The organism is Ramlibacter ginsenosidimutans (assembly GCF_016654015.1).
Taxonomy (GTDB): Bacteria; Pseudomonadota; Gammaproteobacteria; order Burkholderiales; family Burkholderiaceae_C; genus Ramlibacter; species Ramlibacter ginsenosidimutans.
The window spans coordinates 80,111-97,227 of record NZ_JAEPWM010000008.1; the positions used below are offsets into that span (position 1 = coordinate 80,111).

The 17,117-nt window shown below is 70.1% G+C and carries 17 protein-coding genes; 14 read left to right on the forward strand and 3 right to left on the reverse strand.

Annotated features, from left to right (window positions below):
• Positions 1 to 112: 112 nt before the first annotated feature.
• On the reverse strand, positions 113 to 1,264 hold the full coding sequence (gene hppD / locus JJB11_RS18050) for a 4-hydroxyphenylpyruvate dioxygenase (protein ID WP_201174548.1): 1,152 nt from the start codon (positions 1,262 to 1,264) through the stop codon (positions 113 to 115).
• 220 nt (positions 1,265 to 1,484) lie between these two features.
• On the opposite strand from hppD, the gene JJB11_RS18055 reads away from it, so the two are divergent.
• From JJB11_RS18055 to JJB11_RS18085, 7 genes are all read left to right on the forward strand, one after another.
• On the forward strand, positions 1,485 to 2,159 hold the full coding sequence (locus JJB11_RS18055; RefSeq protein ID WP_201174550.1) for a response regulator: 675 nt from the start codon (positions 1,485 to 1,487) through the stop codon (positions 2,157 to 2,159).
• Complete coding sequence (locus JJB11_RS18060; protein ID WP_201174552.1) at positions 2,146 to 3,576, forward strand: sensor histidine kinase; 1,431 nt, start codon at positions 2,146 to 2,148, stop codon at positions 3,574 to 3,576. Before JJB11_RS18055 ends, JJB11_RS18060 begins: the two co-directional genes overlap by 14 nt.
• 102 nt (positions 3,577 to 3,678) lie before the next feature.
• Complete coding sequence (locus JJB11_RS18065) at positions 3,679 to 4,386, forward strand: TerC family protein (RefSeq protein WP_201174554.1); 708 nt, start codon at positions 3,679 to 3,681, stop codon at positions 4,384 to 4,386.
• Positions 4,387 to 5,067: 681 nt separating this feature from the next.
• Positions 5,068 to 6,639, forward strand: coding sequence for a fatty acyl-CoA synthetase (locus JJB11_RS18070; protein ID WP_201174557.1), 1,572 nt, complete (start codon positions 5,068 to 5,070; stop codon positions 6,637 to 6,639).
• Positions 6,636 to 8,087 (forward strand): amidase, encoded by a 1,452-nt coding sequence (locus JJB11_RS18075; RefSeq protein ID WP_201174559.1) that lies wholly within the window; start codon positions 6,636 to 6,638, stop codon positions 8,085 to 8,087. Before JJB11_RS18070 ends, JJB11_RS18075 begins: the two co-directional genes overlap by 4 nt.
• Positions 8,084 to 8,575, forward strand: coding sequence for a Mut7-C RNAse domain-containing protein (locus JJB11_RS18080; RefSeq protein WP_201174561.1), 492 nt, complete (start codon positions 8,084 to 8,086; stop codon positions 8,573 to 8,575). Before JJB11_RS18075 ends, JJB11_RS18080 begins: the two co-directional genes overlap by 4 nt.
• Before the next feature lie 90 nt (positions 8,576 to 8,665).
• Positions 8,666 to 8,950 carry a hypothetical protein gene (locus tag JJB11_RS18085; protein WP_201174563.1) on the forward strand — a complete coding sequence of 95 codons (285 nt, stop codon included), beginning with the start codon at positions 8,666 to 8,668 and terminating at the stop codon, positions 8,948 to 8,950.
• Here JJB11_RS18085 and JJB11_RS18090 read toward each other — a convergent pair.
• A complete protein-coding gene (locus tag JJB11_RS18090; RefSeq protein WP_201174565.1) occupies positions 8,947 to 9,864 on the reverse strand; it encodes a diacylglycerol/lipid kinase family protein in 918 nt (305 codons plus the stop codon). The two genes, JJB11_RS18085 and JJB11_RS18090, sit on opposite strands and share 4 nt — an antisense overlap.
• Positions 9,865 to 10,019: 155 nt before the next feature.
• Between JJB11_RS18090 and JJB11_RS18095 the strand changes: the two genes are divergently transcribed.
• The 6 genes from JJB11_RS18095 (at position 10,020) to JJB11_RS18120 (ending at position 16,342) form a co-directional block, all read left to right on the forward strand.
• The gene (locus JJB11_RS18095; protein WP_201174567.1) at positions 10,020 to 10,736 is read left to right on the forward strand and encodes a DUF1028 domain-containing protein; all 717 of its coding nucleotides are present in this window, start codon (positions 10,020 to 10,022) and stop codon (positions 10,734 to 10,736) included.
• Positions 10,736 to 11,749: an ABC transporter ATP-binding protein gene (locus tag JJB11_RS18100; protein WP_201174569.1), complete on the forward strand. Its 1,014-nt coding sequence runs from the start codon at positions 10,736 to 10,738 to the stop codon at positions 11,747 to 11,749. The genes JJB11_RS18095 and JJB11_RS18100 overlap by 1 nt, the downstream gene beginning before the upstream one ends.
• The gene (locus JJB11_RS18105) at positions 11,746 to 12,831 is read left to right on the forward strand and encodes an ABC transporter ATP-binding protein (protein WP_277988850.1); all 1,086 of its coding nucleotides are present in this window, start codon (positions 11,746 to 11,748) and stop codon (positions 12,829 to 12,831) included. The genes JJB11_RS18100 and JJB11_RS18105 overlap by 4 nt, the downstream gene beginning before the upstream one ends.
• A gap of 15 nt (positions 12,832 to 12,846) precedes the next feature.
• A complete protein-coding gene (locus JJB11_RS18110) occupies positions 12,847 to 14,355 on the forward strand; it encodes an ABC transporter substrate-binding protein (protein ID WP_201174571.1) in 1,509 nt (502 codons plus the stop codon).
• Between the two features lie 156 nt (positions 14,356 to 14,511).
• Positions 14,512 to 15,453, forward strand: a complete 942-nt coding sequence (locus tag JJB11_RS18115; RefSeq protein WP_201174573.1) for an ABC transporter permease — start codon at positions 14,512 to 14,514, stop codon at positions 15,451 to 15,453.
• A 1-nt stretch (position 15,454) separates the two neighbouring features.
• Positions 15,455 to 16,342, forward strand: coding sequence for an ABC transporter permease (locus JJB11_RS18120; RefSeq protein ID WP_201174575.1), 888 nt, complete (start codon positions 15,455 to 15,457; stop codon positions 16,340 to 16,342).
• Here the strand turns inward: JJB11_RS18120 and JJB11_RS18125 are convergent.
• A complete protein-coding gene (locus JJB11_RS18125) occupies positions 16,290 to 16,736 on the reverse strand; it encodes a hypothetical protein (RefSeq protein WP_201174577.1) in 447 nt (148 codons plus the stop codon). The two genes, JJB11_RS18120 and JJB11_RS18125, sit on opposite strands and share 53 nt — an antisense overlap.
• Before the next feature lie 108 nt (positions 16,737 to 16,844).
• Between JJB11_RS18125 and JJB11_RS18130 the strand changes: the two genes are divergently transcribed.
• Positions 16,845 to 17,117, forward strand: a complete 273-nt coding sequence (locus tag JJB11_RS18130) for a YkvA family protein (protein WP_201174579.1) — start codon at positions 16,845 to 16,847, stop codon at positions 17,115 to 17,117.

The window sequence follows — 17,117 nt, forward strand, 5'->3', positions numbered from 1 at the left end:
GCCTGTAGGAGCGTCGGAGCGTGGACCGTCCGACGGGGGAGTCGAACGGACTAGTCCGAACGGCAGCGGGGCCCGCGGCAGCGTCCTGCGCGTGCGCGAGGGCCTCCCTGGCTCAGGCGTCTGCCTTCTCGACTTGCAGCACGCCGCGGCGGATCTGGTCGCGTTCCAGCGATTCGAACAAGGCCTTGAAGTTGCCGTTGCCGAAGCCCTCGTCGCCGGCGCGCTGGATGAATTCGAAGAACACCGGGCCGAACAGCGTCTCGCTGAAGATCTGCAGCAGCAGCCGCGGCCCGCCGTTGGACCTGGATTTCGCGTCGCCTGCGGCACCGGCTTGCTGACCGGCTTGAGGCGGCTCGGCGCCGGTCGTGTCGCCATCGAGCAGGATGCCGCGCGCCTGCAGCGCGGCCACGGGCTGGCCGTGGCCGGGCAGGCGCTCTTCCAGCATCTCGTAGTAGATGTCGTTGGGCGCCGTCATCAGCGGCACGCCCGCCATCTGCAACTGGTCCACCGTCTCGAGCAGGTTGTCCGTGAGCAGCGCGACGTGCTGGATGCCCTCGCCGCTGAACTTCATCAGGAACTCCTCGATCTGGCCCGAGTTCTTGCCCGACTCCTCGTTCAGCGGGATGCGGATCATGCCGTCCGGCGCGGTCATCGCCTTCGAGGTGAGTCCCGTGTACTCGCCCTGGATGTCGAAGTAGCGCAGCTCGCGGAAGTTGAACAGCCGCTCGTAGAACGCAGCCCAGTGCGCCATGCGGCCGCGGTACACGTTGTGCGTGAGGTGGTCGATCACCTTCAGGCCCACGCCCTTCGGATGGCGCTCCACGCCCGGCAGCCACTCGAAGTCGATGTCGTAGATGGACTTGCCGTCCTCGTAGCGGTCGATCAGGTACAGCGGCGCGCCGCCGATGCCCTTGATCGCGGGCAGGCGCAGCTCCATCGGTCCGGTCGGGATCTCGATGGGTTGCGCGCCCAGCTCGATCGCGCGGTAGTACGCCTTGTGCGCGTCCTTCACGCGGAACGCGAGCGCGCACGCCGACGGCCCGTGCTCCGCCGCGAAGTAGCCGGCCAGGCTCTTGGGCTCGCGGTTGACGATGAAGTTGATGTCGCCCTGCCGGTACAGCAGGACGTCCTTGGAACGGTGCTTCGCGACGAGCTGGAAGCCCATCTTCTCGAACAGCGGTTCCAGCACGTTGGGGGTGGGGGACGCGAACTCGACGAACTCGAAGCCGCACAGTCCCATGGGGTTGTCGTACAGATCAGCCATGGCGAACTCCTGCAAAAAGAAAAGATGACGAAGGCAATGCCGGCGCGGCCGGCGGCGGGCTCGTCAGGCAGGAGGCGCGCCGGGGATGCCCCGCACGCTGCGTGCGAGGTGGTCTCCGTGGAAGAGGGCGAATCCGGGCATGGAACCGCAAGTCTAATCCCAACGCGGGTGCGACGGCTGCGCGCGCTGAGCGCCGCGGAGGAGCAGGTAGCATCGGCCCATGCGCATCCTGCTGGTGGAAGACGACAAGGTGCTGGCCGACGCGCTCACCCGCGCGCTGGTGCAGTCCGCCCACGCCGTCGACGCTGTCGCCACCGGCGAAGAGGCCGACCGCGCGCTGGCGCTGGCCGCGTACGACCTGGCCATCCTCGACATCGGCCTGCCGGGGCTGTCCGGCCTGGATGTCCTGCAGCGCCTGCGGGCCCGCAAGTCCACCACGCCGGTGCTGATGCTCACGGCCTTCGACACCATGGAAGACCAGGTGCGGGGGCTGGATCTCGGCGCAGACGACTACCTGTCCAAGCCCTTCGACCTGCCGGTGCTCGAAGCGCGCGTGCGGGCGCTGCTGCGCCGGGGCAGCAACGCGACGCCCTTCCTGGAGCACGGGCTGCTGCAGTTCGACACCGTGGGCCGGCGCGTCTTCCACGACCGCAAGCCCCTGGAGCTGTCGCCGCGTGAACTCGCGGTGCTGGAACTGCTGCTGATGCGCGCGGGCCGCGTCGTGAGCAAGGAGCAGATGGTCAACCACCTGTACGGCTGGGGCGACGAGGTGGGCGCCAATGCGATCGAGGTGTATGTCTATCGCCTGCGCCGCAAGCTCGAGCCCCTGGGTTGCGAGATCCGCACCGTGCGCGGCATGGGGTACCTGATGGAACGCGGCGATGCCGCGGGCTGAGCCGCGCCTGCAGCGCAAGCTGCTCGCGTGGCTGCTGGCGCCCCTGCTGCTGCTCCTGCTGCTCGATGCCGCCGCTGCGTACTGGAACGCCGTGCGTTACGCGCACCTCGTGCACGATCGCGGGCTGCAGGAAATTGCGCGCGAGATCGCCGCGCACGTGCAGCCGGACGCGGGCGCGCCGCGGCTGCAACTGAGCGAGGCAGCGGCGCAGTCCTTGCGCAGCGGCCGCCAGGACCGGCTGTGGCTGCGGGTGCAGTCCGACGCCGGCGCCGTGCTGGGAGGCGATGCGGCCATGCCCCCGCCACCGCCGCTCGGGCCGCAGGACGGGCCCCGCTTCTACGAGTCACGCATCGAAGGCGAGCCCGTGCGCGTGCTCGCAGCGCGCCTGCCGGGCGGCGCCGGGGCGGACGCGCCGCGCGTGCTCGTGCAAGTCGCCGAGACGATGCACCAGAGGGACGCCCTGGCGTGGGACATGATGGCGAGCGCCGTGCTGCCGCAACTGCTGCTGGTCGCGATCACCGTCGCCATCGTGTGGTTCGGCGTCTCGCGCGGGCTGGCGCCGCTGCAGCGGCTGCGCCGCGCCGTGTCCGACCGCTCGCACCTGGACCTGAGCCCGATCGCGCTGGACGACGTGCCCGGCGAGGTGCGGCCGCTGGTGGAGGAAGTGAACGCGCTGATGGCGCGGCTCGCCCGCACCTTCGACTTCCAGAGCCGCTTCGTCGCCGACGCGGCCCACCAGCTCAAGACGCCGGTGAGCGGGCTGAAGGCGCAGATCGAACTGGCGCTGCGCGAAACGCAGCCCGAGCGCCTGCAGCACTCGCTCTCGCAGCTGTACCTCAGCGCCGACCGGCTCTCGCGCCTGGTGCGCCAGCTGCTTTCGCTCGCGCGCAACGAGCCGGGCGCGCTGCAGTCGCTGCAGCTGCAGCCGCTGGACCTGCAGGCCTTCGCGCTCGACCTGAGCATGGAATGGGTGCCGCATGCGATCCAGCGCAACATCGACCTCGGCTTCGAAGGCGGCGAGCAGCCGCTGATGATCGACGCCGACCCGGACCGCCTGCGCGACCTGGTCAACAACCTGATCGACAACGCGATCCGCTACACCGACCCTGGCGGTCGGGTGACGGTGCGCGTCGCTCCGGTGCCGCCCGACGAGTGCCAGCTCGCGATCAGCGACGACGGCCCGCGCATCCCGGTGGCGGAGCGCGCGCGCGTGTTCGAGCGCTTCCATCGCCTGCTGGGCACGCCGGCGGACGGCAGCGGACTCGGCCTCGCCATCGTCAGCGAGATCGCGACGCTGCACGGCGCGCGCATCCAGCTGGAGGAAGACGCCGACGGCGTCGGCAACACCTTCACCGTATTCTTCCGCACGCGCCCCGTTGCCGCGCTGCGGCCGGCAGCGCCGCTGTCAGCGGGCTGAAAGCTGGCGGCCAAGTGCCTGTCAGCGCGGCGGCGTAGGCTCGCCGCATGCGGTCCCGCGTGGACCGGGAGCAGCTGTTCGCGCGAGGGAGAACTCAACAACATGTCGGCACTGATGACCCCGGAGTTCTGGGTCGCGCTTGCCCAGATCATCCTGATCAACATCGTGCTGTCCGGCGACAACGCGGTGGTGATCGCGCTCGCCTGCCGCGCGCTGCCGCCGCGCCAGCAGAAGTCCGCGATCCTGTTCGGCAGCGCCGGCGCCGTCGTCCTGCGCGTCGTCCTCACCTTCTTCGCGGTGCTGCTGCTGGCGCAGCCCTACCTGAAACTGATAGGCGCTGTCCTGCTGCTCTGGATCGGCATCGGCCTGCTCAAGGGCGACGACGAAGACGAGGACCACGAGGACCAGGCCAGCCTCTGGGCCGCGATCAAGACGATCATGATCGCGGACGTCGTGATGAGCCTGGACAACGTCATCGGCGTCGCGGCCGCGGCCAAGGGCAACATCCTGCTGCTGGTCGCCGGGCTGGTGATCAGCATCCCGCTGATCGTCTTCGGCAGCACGCTGATCCTCAAGCTGATGGGCCGCTTCCCCGTGATCATCACGGCCGGCGCTGCATTGCTCGGCTGGGTTGCGGGGGAAATGGCCGTGAGCGACCCTGTGGTCCACGGGCTTGTGGCCAGCCGGCAGTGGCTTCACATCGCAGCGCCGCTGACGGGGGCTTTGCTGGTGGTCGCGATCGGCAAATGGCTCGGCAGGCGCAGGAACGACGACGATGAGAAGGGCGGCGCGGCGGGGACGGCGAGCTGAGGCTGCGCGGCTTGGCCGCGCTCCGATTTCCGGGGAGCACGAAGAAGTGCGCTCTTCGGAGAGCGGTGGGCGTCGCGGCAGGCGGCGTACGGTGCAGGCCCGCTGGGCATCGGTCGGCGGCTGCGCGCGCCGGCTTCCAGGCGATGCCCTTCATGCGGGCCTGCACCGCACGCCACCTGCCGCGACGATGGGCAGTGTGGCCCCTGCGGGGAAGACTCACGGTGCCCCGCACTTGTAGGCTGGCGGTGAGCACCGCGAACCCCAGCGATCCAGCGTAGCGCAGCAAGCTGGGGTTCGCCTGCGGCTCACCACCAGCCTACGTTTCGATTCAACCGCCGCAACACTGTGCCCCGTGAGCCTGCAGCGGGCAGATGGGTGCATCCCGGCGCACGGCAGGACCAGGGCGGGGCAGCCCGTCTGGGCGAAATAAAGGAGGAGCCGGGGGCGACAGCCACCGCGCGGGGGACATTCGCCCAGGCGGGCTGCCCCGTCCTGGTCCGGGCCAGGGGCAGCTCCAAACAGATGCCGGCACCGGGGAGTTCCAACGAGACAAGCTCGCCCGCCTCGTCACGCCCGAGGAGCCGAACTCGCTCCGGTCCGAAGCTGTCCTGAGGGAAGCCCCGCCCCCGCGCGCACCCGCGACTCGGGCAACATCAGGGCTCCCCAACGAGGAGACGCACCGTGCACTCCGCCATCCGCCGCCAGACCCTGGCCGACCTCCTGCACCGCAGCGCCAAGCGCTTTCCGGACAAGACCGCGATCGAATGCGGCGCGACGCGCTGGACCTTCGCCGAGTTCGACGCCGTCACCGACCGGCTCGCTGCCGGCCTGGCCCGCCTGGGCGTCGCCAAGGGCACGCCGGTCGCGGTGCTGGCGCGCAACTCGCATGGCTTCGCTGCGTTGCGCTTCGCGCTCGCGCGGCTGGGCGCCGTGCTCGTGCCGATCAACTTCATGCTGAAGGCCGACGAGGTCGCCTACATCCTGCGGCACTCGGGCGCGGCGCTGATGGCGACCGACTCGGGGCTGGCGGAACTCGCGCGCAGCGCAGCGGGCCTCGACACGCAGGTGAAGCAATTCCTGTGGCTGCCGTCGGAGGAGGCGAGCACGGCGCCCGCGGGCATGACCACCTTCGACGCGCTGATCGACCGCGACGAGGCGCCGCCCGCGGTGGATCTGCACGGTGGCGAGCTGGCGCAGATCGTCTACACCAGCGGCACCGAGTCCAGCCCCAAGGGCGCGATGCTCACGCACGACGCCGTGATCTGGCAGTACGCGAGCTGCGCGGTGGACGCGAGCATAGGCGCCGGCGACGTGATGTTGCATGCGCTGCCGCTGTACCACTGCGCGCAGCTCGACGTCTTCCTCGGTCCCGCGATCTACGTCGGCGCCACCAGCGTGATCACCGCGAAACCCACGCCGGACAACCTGCTGCCGCTGATCGCGAAGCACCGCATCACCTCCTTCTTCGCGCCGCCCACGGTGTGGATCGCGCTGCTGCGCTCGCCGCTGTTCGACGAGACCGACCTGTCGTCGCTGCGCAAGGGCTACTACGGCGCTTCCATCATGCCGGTGGAAGTGTTGCGCGAACTCGCGCGCCGTCTGCCCGAGGTGGGCTTCTGGAACCTGTATGGCCAGACCGAGATCGCGCCGCTCGCGACCATGCTGGGCCCGCAGGACCAGCTGCGCAAGCCCGGCTCCTGCGGCCGCGCCGTGCTCAACGTGGAGACGCGCGTGGTCGACGACGCGATGCGCGACGTGCGTCCGGGCGAGGTCGGCGAGATCGTGCACCGCTCGCCGCACTTGATGCTGGGCTACTTCCATGACGAAGCGCGCACCCGCGCCGCGTTCGAAGGCGACTGGTTCCATTCCGGCGACCTCGCGACCATCGACGACGAGGGCTACATCACGGTCGTGGACCGCAAGAAGGACATGATCAAGACCGGCGGCGAGAACGTCGCCAGCCGCGAAGTCGAGGAGATGATCTACCGCCTGCCGCAGGTATCGGAAGTCGCCGTCGTTGGCGTGCCGCATCCGCGCTGGGTCGAGGCCGTGATTGCGATCGTCGTGCCCAAGGCGGGCCAGTCGCTCAGCGAAGCCGAGGTGCTGGCGCATTGCCAGCAGCACCTGGCGGGCTTCAAGGCGCCCAAGGCCGTGGTGTTCACGGAGGCGCTGCCCAAGAATCCCAGCGGCAAGCTGCTCAAGCGCGAGCTGCGGCTGCGGCATCAACAACATTTCAGCGAAGCGAAAGCATGACCCCTTCCGAACTCCTGCGCCTCGATGCCAGCACGCTGTCGCGCCACATCGCCGCGCGCGAGATCTCCTGCCGCGAGCTGATGCAGGCCAGCCTGGACCGCATCGCCGCGCTCAATCCGCAGTACAACGCCGTCGTCTCGCTGCGCGCGCCCGAAGCGCTGCTCGCCGAAGCCGAAGCGGCGGATGCGGCGCTGGCACGCGGCGAGCATCGTGGCTGGATGCACGGCTTCCCGCTTGCCGTGAAGGACATGGCCGATGCCGCCGGCCTGCCGACCACGCTGGGATCGACCACCACCGGCCAGCGCATCGCCACGCGCGATGCGCTGTTCGTCGAACGCATGAAGAAGGCGGGCGGCATCGTGATCGGCAAGACGAACACGCCGGAGTTCGCCCTCGGCTCGCACACTTTCAACCAGGTGTTCGGCGTGACGCGCAACGCCTGGGACCCCAGCCGGTCCGCGGGCGGCAGCAGCGGCGGCGCGGCCGTCGCGCTCGCGCTGGGCATGCTGCCCGTCGCCGACGGCAGCGACATGGGCGGGTCGCTGCGCAATCCTGCAGCCTTCAACAACGTGGTGGGCCTGCGCCCGTCGCGCGGACGCGTGCCGGCGGTGCCGGCCGATGACGTGTTCTTCCAGCAGCTCAGCACCGATGGCCCGATGGGCCGCACGACCGAGGACGTCGCACGGCTGCTGTGCACGATGGCGGGCTGGGATATGCGCGCGCCGCTGTCGCTGACCGAAGCGCTGCCATCCGCCTCCGCACCGGACCCGATCGCTTGCGAGCCCGGCCGCCGCATCGGCTGGCTGGGCAGCATCTGGCCGGACCTGCCGCTGCAGGACGGCATCCGCGCGCTCTGCGAATCGGCGCTGGGCCGCTTGCGGGACGCGGGGTTCTCCGTGGAGCCGTGCACGCTCGACGTGCCGCGTGACCTGAACTGGAGCGCGTGGCTGCGGCTGCGCCAGATGCTGGTAGGCGGCCGGCTGGGGCAGGTGTATGCGCAGCCGCAGTTGCGCGCGCAGATGAAGCCCGAAGCGCAATGGGAGGTGGAGCAGAGCTTCCAGCTCACGGCGGCGCAGCTGTACCAGGCCTCGGTGCAGCGCACGCAGGTGTACCAGGCCTTCCTGCGCCTGTTCGAACGCTACGACGTCGTCGTGGCGCCGTCGGCGCAGGTGTTCCCGTTCCCCGCGGAGCAGCACTGGCCGCGCGAGGTGGCCGGCGTGGCGATGGACACCTACCACCGCTGGATGGAGATCGTCACGCCCTTCACGCTCGCCGGACTGCCGGTGGCGAGCGTGCCGGTGGGCTTCAGCGCCGAGGGCTGGCCGATGGGCATGCAGCTCGCCGGTCCGCCGCATGCCGATCTTCGCGTGCTGGCGCTGGCGCGCGCCTGGGAGGGCCTCTCGCCGTGGTCGCAGCAGCGTCCGCCGGCGCTCGCACGCCTGGCTTGATCGACCCGCCGCGCTTTGCCGCCGACGCGATGCTGGGGCGGCTCGCGCGCTGGCTGCGCGTGCTGGGCTACGACACCGCCTACGACATTGCCATCGCCGACCCGGTGCTGGTGCAGCTCGCCGAGGCGGAGGAGCGCGTCCTGCTCACGCGCGACCGCCACCTGCTGCAGGAGCTGCGTCCCGCGCGCGCGCACGAGGTGCGCCAGGACGATCCCTTGCAGCAACTGCGCGAGCTGGTGTTCGCCCTGGCGCTCGCGCCCCCGCGTGAACTGTTCACCCGCTGCCTGCTGGATAACGCGGTGCTGCAGGCGGTGAGCGAGGCGCAAGCGCAGCCGCTGCTGCCCGAGGGCGTGCGCGCGCTGGCCGGCAGCGTGCGGCGCTGCCCCGCGTGCCAGCGGCTGTACTGGGACGGCTCGCATGTGCGCCGCATGCGCGGTGCGCTGGAACGCGCCTTGCCGGGATGGCTGCACGGCGAGCGACAGGATTGAGAAGAAAGTCCTCGAACGTGCGACTCCTTGCCCGCATTTACCTCGCTGAAACGCTGGTGGCGCGCAGCGCTTGCGAGAATTCGTGCAGTGATGTCCACCACCGTGAACCTGATCCCCTTTGCCGAATTCCCCGCGAGCGAGCGTGACGCGCTGCTCGCGGTGCTGCACCGCCTGGGACTCGCACCCGCGCAGGTGTGCATCACGCGCCTGCAACCGGCCTCCGACGCGAGCCTGCTGCCCACGGTGGCCCTGGTCTCGGCGCCGGGCTGGTGGCGCAGCTACGAAGGCGAGCAGTGGATCCCGCGCGTGGAGCAGGACCTGTCGGAGCTGGTGCGCTCCTGGGGCGGAGCATCGCAGCGCGCTCTCGCGTCCTAGCGAGCTTCGGGTTCGGGCGCCGGCACCATCACGCGCAAGGCGCGCGGGCGGATGCGGTAGTGCAGGGGCGAGTCCATCATGCAGACCTCGCCGTCGGTGGCCACCCGGATGCGCTCGCCCGCCGTATCCACGAGGAAGGCCGGCCCGGTCAGCATCTCGAAGTCGTCCGCCTGGTCCAGCGTCTTCGTCAGCGCCCGCAACGCGAGCTGCACCAGCGCCAGGCGGCCGCGCCGCTTGCCCATGTAGAGGGCGAGCTCGCCGCGGTCCAGCGCCTCGCGCGCGCCGATGGACAGCCCTTCCATGATGTAGCGGTTGTTGCCGATGAAGACGAAGGGCGTACGCCGCACCTGCTGGTCCTCGGCGGACTCGATGCGCACGGCCATCCCGACGCGGCGCTGCGTCGCATGCAGCGCGGCGCTGGCCAGCGCGCGCCACTTGCTCTTGCCCAAATGCATCTGCTGCAGCTCGCGTTCGCGCACGATCTCGGGATAGAGGCCCAGGCTGGAGTTGTTGATGAAGGTGCGCCCGTTCACCTCGCCGACGTCCACCTGCAGCTCACGGCCGGTCGCCAGCGTGCGGATGGCGTCCTCGATCTTCAGCGGGATCCCGAGGTCCTTGGCGAAGTGGTTCAAGGTGCCCAGGGGCAGCACGCCTTGCACGAGCGAGGTGCCGGCCAGCCGCGAAGCGACCGCGCTCTGGGTGCCGTCGCCGCCGCCCGCCACCACCAGGCCGTAGCCGTCGTGCCGGGCGCTGTCCACCGCTTCGAGCATCGCGTCGCCGCTGTCTGCGAGGACGATCTCGGCGCTCAGCTGCTCCTTCGCGAACAGCTCGCGCAGCTCGTCCGCGCGCTCCTGCGTGCAACCGGTGCCCGAACGGGCGTTCAACACGACAAGGGCGCGGGCAGGGGCGAGCATCGCGCCAGCATAGGGCGAACGGTTGGGCCAGCGTGTCAGGCGATGCCGCGCAAAAGCCTGTCAGGCTCATGACAAGCCCCTAGGGGAACGGCTGGGTTTGCCGTCAGAATCGCCATCGTTGGGAGCCCGGAGCGGCTCCACGAAAGGCAGGCGGCATGACCTGGTCGATCTTGGCGCGGGACGCAACGGGACGCTTCGGCATCGCGATCGCGAGCCGTTTCTTTGCCGTCGGCGCGCTCACCATGCACACGCGCCGCGGCGTCGGCGCGCTGGCCACCCAGGCGCTCATGAACCCGCTCTACGGCCCGCAAGGCATGGCCCTGCTGGCCGAAGGCCGGACCCCGGGGGAGATCATCGCCACGCTCACGGCCGCCGACAGCGGGCGCGAGCAGCGGCAGCTGCACATCCTGCCGGCGCACGGGCGCGGCGCGGCCTGGACCGGCTCGGCCTGCGTGGACTGGTGCGGCCACCGCGTGGAGGACGGCTTCAGCGTCGCCGGCAACATGCTGGCCGGACCGCAGGTGGTGCAGGCCACGGCCGAAGCCTTCCTCGCGACGCGTGGCCGGGACCTGGGCGAGCGGCTGGTCGCGGCGCTGGCAGCGGGCGAGGCGGCCGGCGGCGACAAGCGCGGCAAGCAGGCCGCCGCCCTGCGCATCCACGCCGACGAGGACTATCCGCAGCTGGAGATCCGCGTCGACGACCACGAGGAGCCGGTGCGCGAACTGCAGCGTCTCTACGACAAGAGCCTGGAGCGCTACCAGCCCTTCACCGCCTGCCTGGCCGGACGCAACGACCCTGTCGGCGTCACCGACCGCGCGATCATCGAGGAGCGCATCGCGCGCTTCCAGCGCGAACGCGGAGGACGCAGCTGATGCCCGTGCTGGAAGTGCGCGAGCTGCGCACCGAGTTCAGCACCGACGAGGGCCGGTTCCCCGCGGTGGACGGGGTGAGCTTCTCCGTGGCAGCCGGCCAGACGCTGGCCATCGTCGGCGAGTCGGGCTGCGGCAAGAGCGTCACCGCGCTGTCCATCATGGGGCTCGTGCCGAATCCGCCGGGACGCATTGCCGGCGGCTCGATCCGCTTCGAGGGGCGCGAGCTGGTGGGCGCAACCAAGCGCAATCTGCTCGCCCTGCGCGGCAACGGCATGGCCATGATCTTCCAGGAGCCCATGAGCTCGCTGAACCCGGCCTTCACCATCGGCGAGCAGATCGTCGAAGGGCTGCTGCGCCACCGGTCCATCACGCGCGCGGCAGCGCAGGAACGCGCGATCGAGGTGCTGCGCCAGGTGCGCATCCCGGCGCCGGAGCAGCGCTTCCACGAATATCCGCACAAGCTCTCGGGCGGCATGCGCCAGCGCGCCATGATTGCGATGGCGCTCGCGTGCAGCCCGCGCCTGCTGATCGCCGACGAGCCGACGACGGCCCTGGACGTCACCATCCAGGCGCAGATCCTGGAGCTGATGCGCACGCTGCAGGCCGAGACCGGCACCGCGGTCATCCTGATCACGCACGACCTCGGCGTGGTGGCCGAAGTGGCCGACGAGGTGGCGGTCATGTATGCGGGGCGCATCGTCGAGCGCGCGCCCGTGCGGCTGCTGTTCGACGAGCCGCAGCATCCCTACACGGTGGGTTTGCTGGGATCCATTCCGCGCCTGGACCTGGCGCAGGAGCGCCTCGCGTCCATCGAAGGGCAGGTGCCGCCGCCCTTGCAACGGCCGCCCGGCTGCAACTTCGCCGACCGCTGCCCTTTCGCCGTCGCCCAGTGCCGCGAGCAGGTGCCGCCACTGCGCGAGATCGCCGCCGGCCATGCCTCCGCGTGCTGGCGCGCGCCGCTGGACCCCGACGTGCTGGTGCCGCATCCGCCGGAGGCCGCGCTCGCGCCATGATGCAAGCCGCGCCGCTCGTGCAGGCCCAGGGCCTGGTCAAGCACTTCCCGCTGCGCAGTGGCGTGCTGGGGCGCGTCAAGGGGCTGGTGCGCGCGGTCGACGGCGTGGACGTGGCGATCGCGCCCGGCGAGACACTGGGCGTGGTCGGCGAGTCGGGCTGCGGCAAGTCCACGCTGGGCCGCCTGCTGCTGCGGCTGATCGAACCCACGGCCGGACGCATCGCGTTCGACGGACAGGACATCGCCGCCCTCGATGCCGCGCGCCTGCGCGCGCAGCGCCGGCAGATGCAGCTGATCTTCCAGGACCCGTACTCGTCGCTCAATCCGCGCATGACGGTGGGCCAGACGCTCATGGAGCCCTTGCGCCTGCACGGCCTGCATGCGGGCCGGGAACGCGAGCGGGTGGCCGAACTGCTGCGTACCGTGGGGCTCGCGCCCGGGCACGCGCAGCGCTATCCGCACGAATTCTCCGGCGGCCAGCGCCAGCGCGTGGGCATCGCGCGCGCGCTGGCGGTCGAACCCAGGCTGGTCGTGTGCGACGAGGCCGTGTCGGCGCTGGACGTCTCGGTGCAGGCGCAGGTGGTGAACCTGCTGCAGGACCTGCAGCGCCGCTTCGGCCTGGCCTACGTCTTCATCGCGCACGACCTCGCCGTGGTCAAGCACATCGCCCATCGCGTGGCGGTGATGTACCTGGGCCGCATCGTCGAGATCGCGGACAAGGACGCCTTGTTCGCCGCGCCGCGCCATCCGTACACGCAGGCCTTGCTGGCGGCGATCCCGCGGCCGGAGCCGTCGCTGCGGCACGAGGGCACCGTGCTGGGCGGCGACGTGCCGAGCCCGATCGCTCCGCCGAGCGGCTGCCACTTCCACACGCGCTGTCCGCACGCGCAGCCCGTGTGTTCGGAACGGTCGCCGCCGCTCGAACGCACGGAAGACGGGCACGCCGCCGCCTGCCATTTCTGGCGCGAGATCGCGGCCCGGGCCGGCGCGCCGCAACCCATCGCCTTTGCGCCGACCCGCCAGCGGCTCGCGCGCCTGCAGGCCGCCTTCGTCGCGGCGGACCCGGTTTCCCAGACCCCGTAGAACAGGAGAGCTCCCATGATCTCGACTCCCCGACAATTGCTCCTCGCGCTGGCCCTGCTCGCCAGCGCGGCGATCGCCCAGGCGCAGACGCTGCGCGTCGGCCTCGCCGAAGACCCCGACGCCCTCGATCCCACGCTCGCGCGCAGCTTCGTGGGGCGCGTGGTGTTCGCGGGCCTGTGCGACAAGCTGTTCGACATCGACGAGAAGCTGAACATCGTGCCGCAGCTCGCGACCTCCTACACGTGGTCGGCCGACGGCAAGGCGCTCACGATGAAGCTGCGCCAGGGCGTGACCTTCCACGACGGCGAGAAGTTCGACGCCGCCGCCGTCAAGTACAACATCGAGCGCCACAAGACCCTGGCCGGATCCAACCGCCGCGGCGAGCTGGCGCCGGTGACCAGCGTGGACGTGATCGACCCGGCCACCGTGCGCCTGAACCTCTCCGCGCCCTTCGCGCCGCTGGTGGCGCAGCTGACGGACCGCGCCGGCATGATGGTCTCGCCGAAAGCGGCGCAGGCCGAAGGAGAGAAGTTCGCCTCGCACCCGGTGTGCTCCGGTCCCTACAAGTTCGTGGAGCGCGTGCCGCAGGACCGCATCGTGCTGGAGCGCTACGCCAACTACTGGAACAAGGACGCGATCCATTTCGACAAGGTGATCTACACGCCGATCCCGGATGCGACCGTGCGCCTGGCGAACCTGCGCTCGGGCCAGCTCGATTTCATCGAGCGGGTGGCGCCGAGCGACATGGAGAAGATCCGCGCCGAGAAGAAGCTGAAGACGGCGGCCATCACCGAGATCGGCTACCAGGGCATCACCATCAACGTGGGCAAGAGCGACAAGGCCAAGGCCAGTCCGCTGGGCCGCGACCCGCGCGTGCGTGAAGCCTTCGAGCTCTCGCTGGACCGCAACGGCCTGGTGCAGGTGGTGATGGACAACGAAGCCATCGTGGGCAACCAGTGGGTGCCGCCCACCAACAACTGGTACGCGAAGAACGTGCCGATCCCCAAGCGCGACATCGCGCGGGCCAAGCAGCTGCTCAAGGAGGCGGGCGTCCCGAATCCCAGCTTCACCCTGCTGACCACGACCGCCTCGGACGCGCAGCGCATCGCGTTGGTCGTGCAGGCCATGGCGCGCGAAGCCGGCTTCGACATCAAGATCCAGACGAGCGAGTTCGCGACTTCGCTGAACATGGCCGACAAGGGCGACTTCGAAGCCTACGTGCTGGCCTGGAGCGGCCGGCCCGACCCGGACGGCAATCTCTACAGCTTCGACGTGTGCAAGCAGCCCCTGAACTATGCGGGCTACTGCGATGCCGAAACCGACAAGCTGATCAACGACTCGCGCCAGGCCCGCGACCCGGCGCAACGCAAGAAGATCTTCGAACAAGTCGCCGCCCGCGTCCTCAAGGACCGCCCCATCGTCTACCTGTACCACCGCAAGTGGCTGTGGGCCTTCAACCCGAAACTCACGGGCGTCCGCGAGGTGCCGGATGGCCTGCTGCGGTTGCAGGGCCTGAAGATGTAAGCGAGTGGAGCGCGGTCAGGAGAACGCAGAGGGCGCAGAGATGACGCAGAGGACGCAAAGAAAACCTTTTCTGATGGATGTCCCTCTGCGTCCTCTGCGAAACCTTTGCGTCCTCTGCGTTCCTCCTTTCATTGGAACACCTGATACGGCACCGGCATGATCGACTTCCTCGTTCGACGACTCGCGCAGCTGGTGCCGACGCTGGTGCTGGTGTCGATGCTGATCTTCGGGTTGCAGCAGTTGCTGCCGGGCGATCCGGCGAAGATCCTCGCGGGCGAGGAGCAGGATCCGCAGGTGGTCGCGTACCTGCGGCAGAAGCTGCACCTCGACGAGCCCCTGCCGGTGCGCTATGCGTACTGGGTGCGCGGCGTCGCGCATGGCGACCTCGGCGAGTCCATCCGCAACCAGGAGCCGGTGCTGCAACTCGTCGCGCAGAAACTGCCCGTGACCGCGGAGCTCGCGCTGATCGCCATGGTGATCGCGCTGGTGATCGGCATTCCCGCCGGCATCGTGTCCGCGGTCGGACGCGGCACCATGTGGGACTGGGGGGCCAACGTGTTCGCCCTCTGGGGCATCTCGACGCCCAACTTCTGGCTGGGCATCCTGCTGATCCTGCTGTTCGCCGTGAACCTGGGCTGGCTGCCCGCGTCGGGTTACGTGAGTCCCTTCGAGGACCTGCGCGCCAACCTCGCGGCGATGATCATGCCGGCCTTCGTGCTGGGCAACGCCATCGCTGCCGTGCTGATGCGGCACACGCGCAGCGCGATGCTGCAGGTGCTGTCGGCCGACTACGTGCGCACCGCGCGGGCCAAGGGCCTGTCGGAGCGCACCGTGGTGCTCAAGCACGCGCTGCGCAATGCGCTCACGCCCGTGATCACGCTGGGCGCGCTGGAGCTGGGCACGCTGCTGTCCGGCGCAGTGCTCACCGAGCAGGTCTTCACCATCCCCGGCTTCGGCAAGCTGATCGTCGATGCGGTGTTCAACCGCGACTACGCCGTGGTGCAAGGCGTGGTGCTGGTCACCGCGACGGCCTACATGCTGCTGAACCTGCTGGCGGACATCGCCTATATCGCGGTCAATCCGCGCCTGCGGAGCTGACATGGCGGCCGTCCTGCCCGTACCCGCAACCGCCTCCGCGGCCTCCGCACCCGCGGGGCCGTGGCTGCGCGCGTGGCGGCGGCTGCGCCGGCGCCGCTCGGCGATGCTGGGGCTCGTCGTGGTGCTCGCCTTCGTCGCGCTGGCGGTGTTCGCGCCCTGGATCGCGCCGATGGACCCGATCGCCACCAGCTGGAGCGCGATCCGCCAGGCGCCCTCGGCGCAGCACTGGTTCGGCACCGACGACGTCGGGCGCGACGTGCTCTCGCGCGTGATCTGGGGCACGCGCGCCTCGCTGCTCGCCGGCGTCGTGTCGGTCTCGATCTCGCTGCTGGCGGGCGTGCCGCTCGGCATGGCCGCGGGCTTCCTGGGCGGCTGGGTGGATGCCGTAATCTCGCGCATCACCGACGCGTTCCTCGCGTGTCCCTTCCTGATCCTCGCGATCGCATTGGCGGCGTTCCTCGGCCCCAGCCTCAGCAACGCGATGATCGCCATCGGCATCTCCGCGGCGCCGATCTTCGTGCGGCTCACGCGCGGCCAGGTGCTCACCGTGAAGGTGGAGGACTATGTGGAAGCCGCGCGGGCCGTCGGCAATCCGCCGCTGCGCATCGCGCTGCGCCATATCCTGCCGAACATCACGGCGCCGCTGATGGTGCAGTCCACGCTGGCGATCGCCGCCGCCGTGATCGCGGAGGCGAGCCTGTCCTTCCTGGGCCTGGGCCAGCAACCGCCGGCGCCCAGCTGGGGCAGCATGCTGAACACGGCCAAGAACTTCATCGACAACGCGCCCTGGATGGCGATCTGGCCGGGGCTCGCGATCTTCCTGCTGGTGCTGTCGTTCAACCTGCTGGGCGACGGCCTGCGCGACGCGCTGGATCCCAGGCAGCGGTAGCCAGGCGGCGCTGCACCACGACTTCGATCGCGACGCCGTCCACCACCTCCTGCAGCAGCTTCGGCTCGCCGGAGCGCAGCTCGCAATCGATCACCAGCCGGTGCGGGCCGGCCCAGCGCGTGGAGATCTCGTCGCACTCGCCCGCGAACACCAGCCGCGGGCTTACGCTGCGCAGCCACGCCCCTTCCTTGCGCAGGAACACGCCGGTGCCGTGCTGCGTGGCCTGCACGCCGTCGGGCAGCGTGCGCACCTCCGCCACCAGCGCGGCGTCGGGCGAGGGCGCCTGCGGCTTGACCATCCGGTAGTCGTTGCGCCAGAGGAACTCCCGGGCGAACAGCGACACCAGGGCCAGCACGAGCAGCAGCAGGACGATCGGGAGCAGGCGAATTTTCACGGTGCGGGGCTTGTTGGAGGCACCGGACTGTAACGCCGCTTGCAGCCGGGCGGGGCGATGCCATGTGGGACCGGTCGGCCCCGCCGGGGCCTGCATAGAGGACCGAGGATGTTCAAGCGCCTGACCCTGTTGTGGACCGTGATGCGCGGTGATGCGCGCCAGCTCTGGGCCGCCCTGCGGCACCCCGCCGCGCCCGGCTGGCTCAAGCTCGGCACGGGCCTGATCGTGCTCTACGTGCTTTCGCCTATCGACCTGATCCCGGACTTCATCCCCGGCATCGGCCTGCTGGACGACATGGTGCTGGTGCCGCTCGCGATCCGCTTCCTGCTCAATCGCCTGCCGCCGGAGCTGGCGCAAGCGACTTCGCCGCGGCGCGGCTGA

What these genes read in the sequence shown, in the direction of transcription:
- hppD (WP_201174548.1), bottom strand. Translation starts at nt 1,264, where the DNA reads ATGGCTGATCTGTACGACAACCCCATGGGACTGTGCGGCTTCGAGTTC.
- JJB11_RS18055 (WP_201174550.1), top strand. Translation starts at nt 1,485, where the DNA reads ATGCGCATCCTGCTGGTGGAAGACGACAAGGTGCTGGCCGACGCGCTC.
- JJB11_RS18060 (WP_201174552.1), top strand. Translation starts at nt 2,146, where the DNA reads ATGCCGCGGGCTGAGCCGCGCCTGCAGCGCAAGCTGCTCGCGTGGCTG.
- JJB11_RS18065 (WP_201174554.1), top strand. Translation starts at nt 3,679, where the DNA reads ATGTCGGCACTGATGACCCCGGAGTTCTGGGTCGCGCTTGCCCAGATC.
- JJB11_RS18075 (WP_201174559.1), top strand. Translation starts at nt 6,636, where the DNA reads ATGACCCCTTCCGAACTCCTGCGCCTCGATGCCAGCACGCTGTCGCGC.
- JJB11_RS18085 (WP_201174563.1), top strand. Translation starts at nt 8,666, where the DNA reads ATGTCCACCACCGTGAACCTGATCCCCTTTGCCGAATTCCCCGCGAGC.
- JJB11_RS18090 (WP_201174565.1), bottom strand. Translation starts at nt 9,864, where the DNA reads ATGCTCGCCCCTGCCCGCGCCCTTGTCGTGTTGAACGCCCGTTCGGGC.
- JJB11_RS18095 (WP_201174567.1), top strand. Translation starts at nt 10,020, where the DNA reads ATGACCTGGTCGATCTTGGCGCGGGACGCAACGGGACGCTTCGGCATC.
- JJB11_RS18100 (WP_201174569.1), top strand. Translation starts at nt 10,736, where the DNA reads ATGCCCGTGCTGGAAGTGCGCGAGCTGCGCACCGAGTTCAGCACCGAC.
- JJB11_RS18105 (WP_277988850.1), top strand. Translation starts at nt 11,746, where the DNA reads ATGATGCAAGCCGCGCCGCTCGTGCAGGCCCAGGGCCTGGTCAAGCAC.
- JJB11_RS18110 (WP_201174571.1), top strand. Translation starts at nt 12,847, where the DNA reads ATGATCTCGACTCCCCGACAATTGCTCCTCGCGCTGGCCCTGCTCGCC.
- JJB11_RS18115 (WP_201174573.1), top strand. Translation starts at nt 14,512, where the DNA reads ATGATCGACTTCCTCGTTCGACGACTCGCGCAGCTGGTGCCGACGCTG.
- JJB11_RS18120 (WP_201174575.1), top strand. Translation starts at nt 15,455, where the DNA reads ATGGCGGCCGTCCTGCCCGTACCCGCAACCGCCTCCGCGGCCTCCGCA.
- JJB11_RS18130 (WP_201174579.1), top strand. Translation starts at nt 16,845, where the DNA reads ATGTTCAAGCGCCTGACCCTGTTGTGGACCGTGATGCGCGGTGATGCG.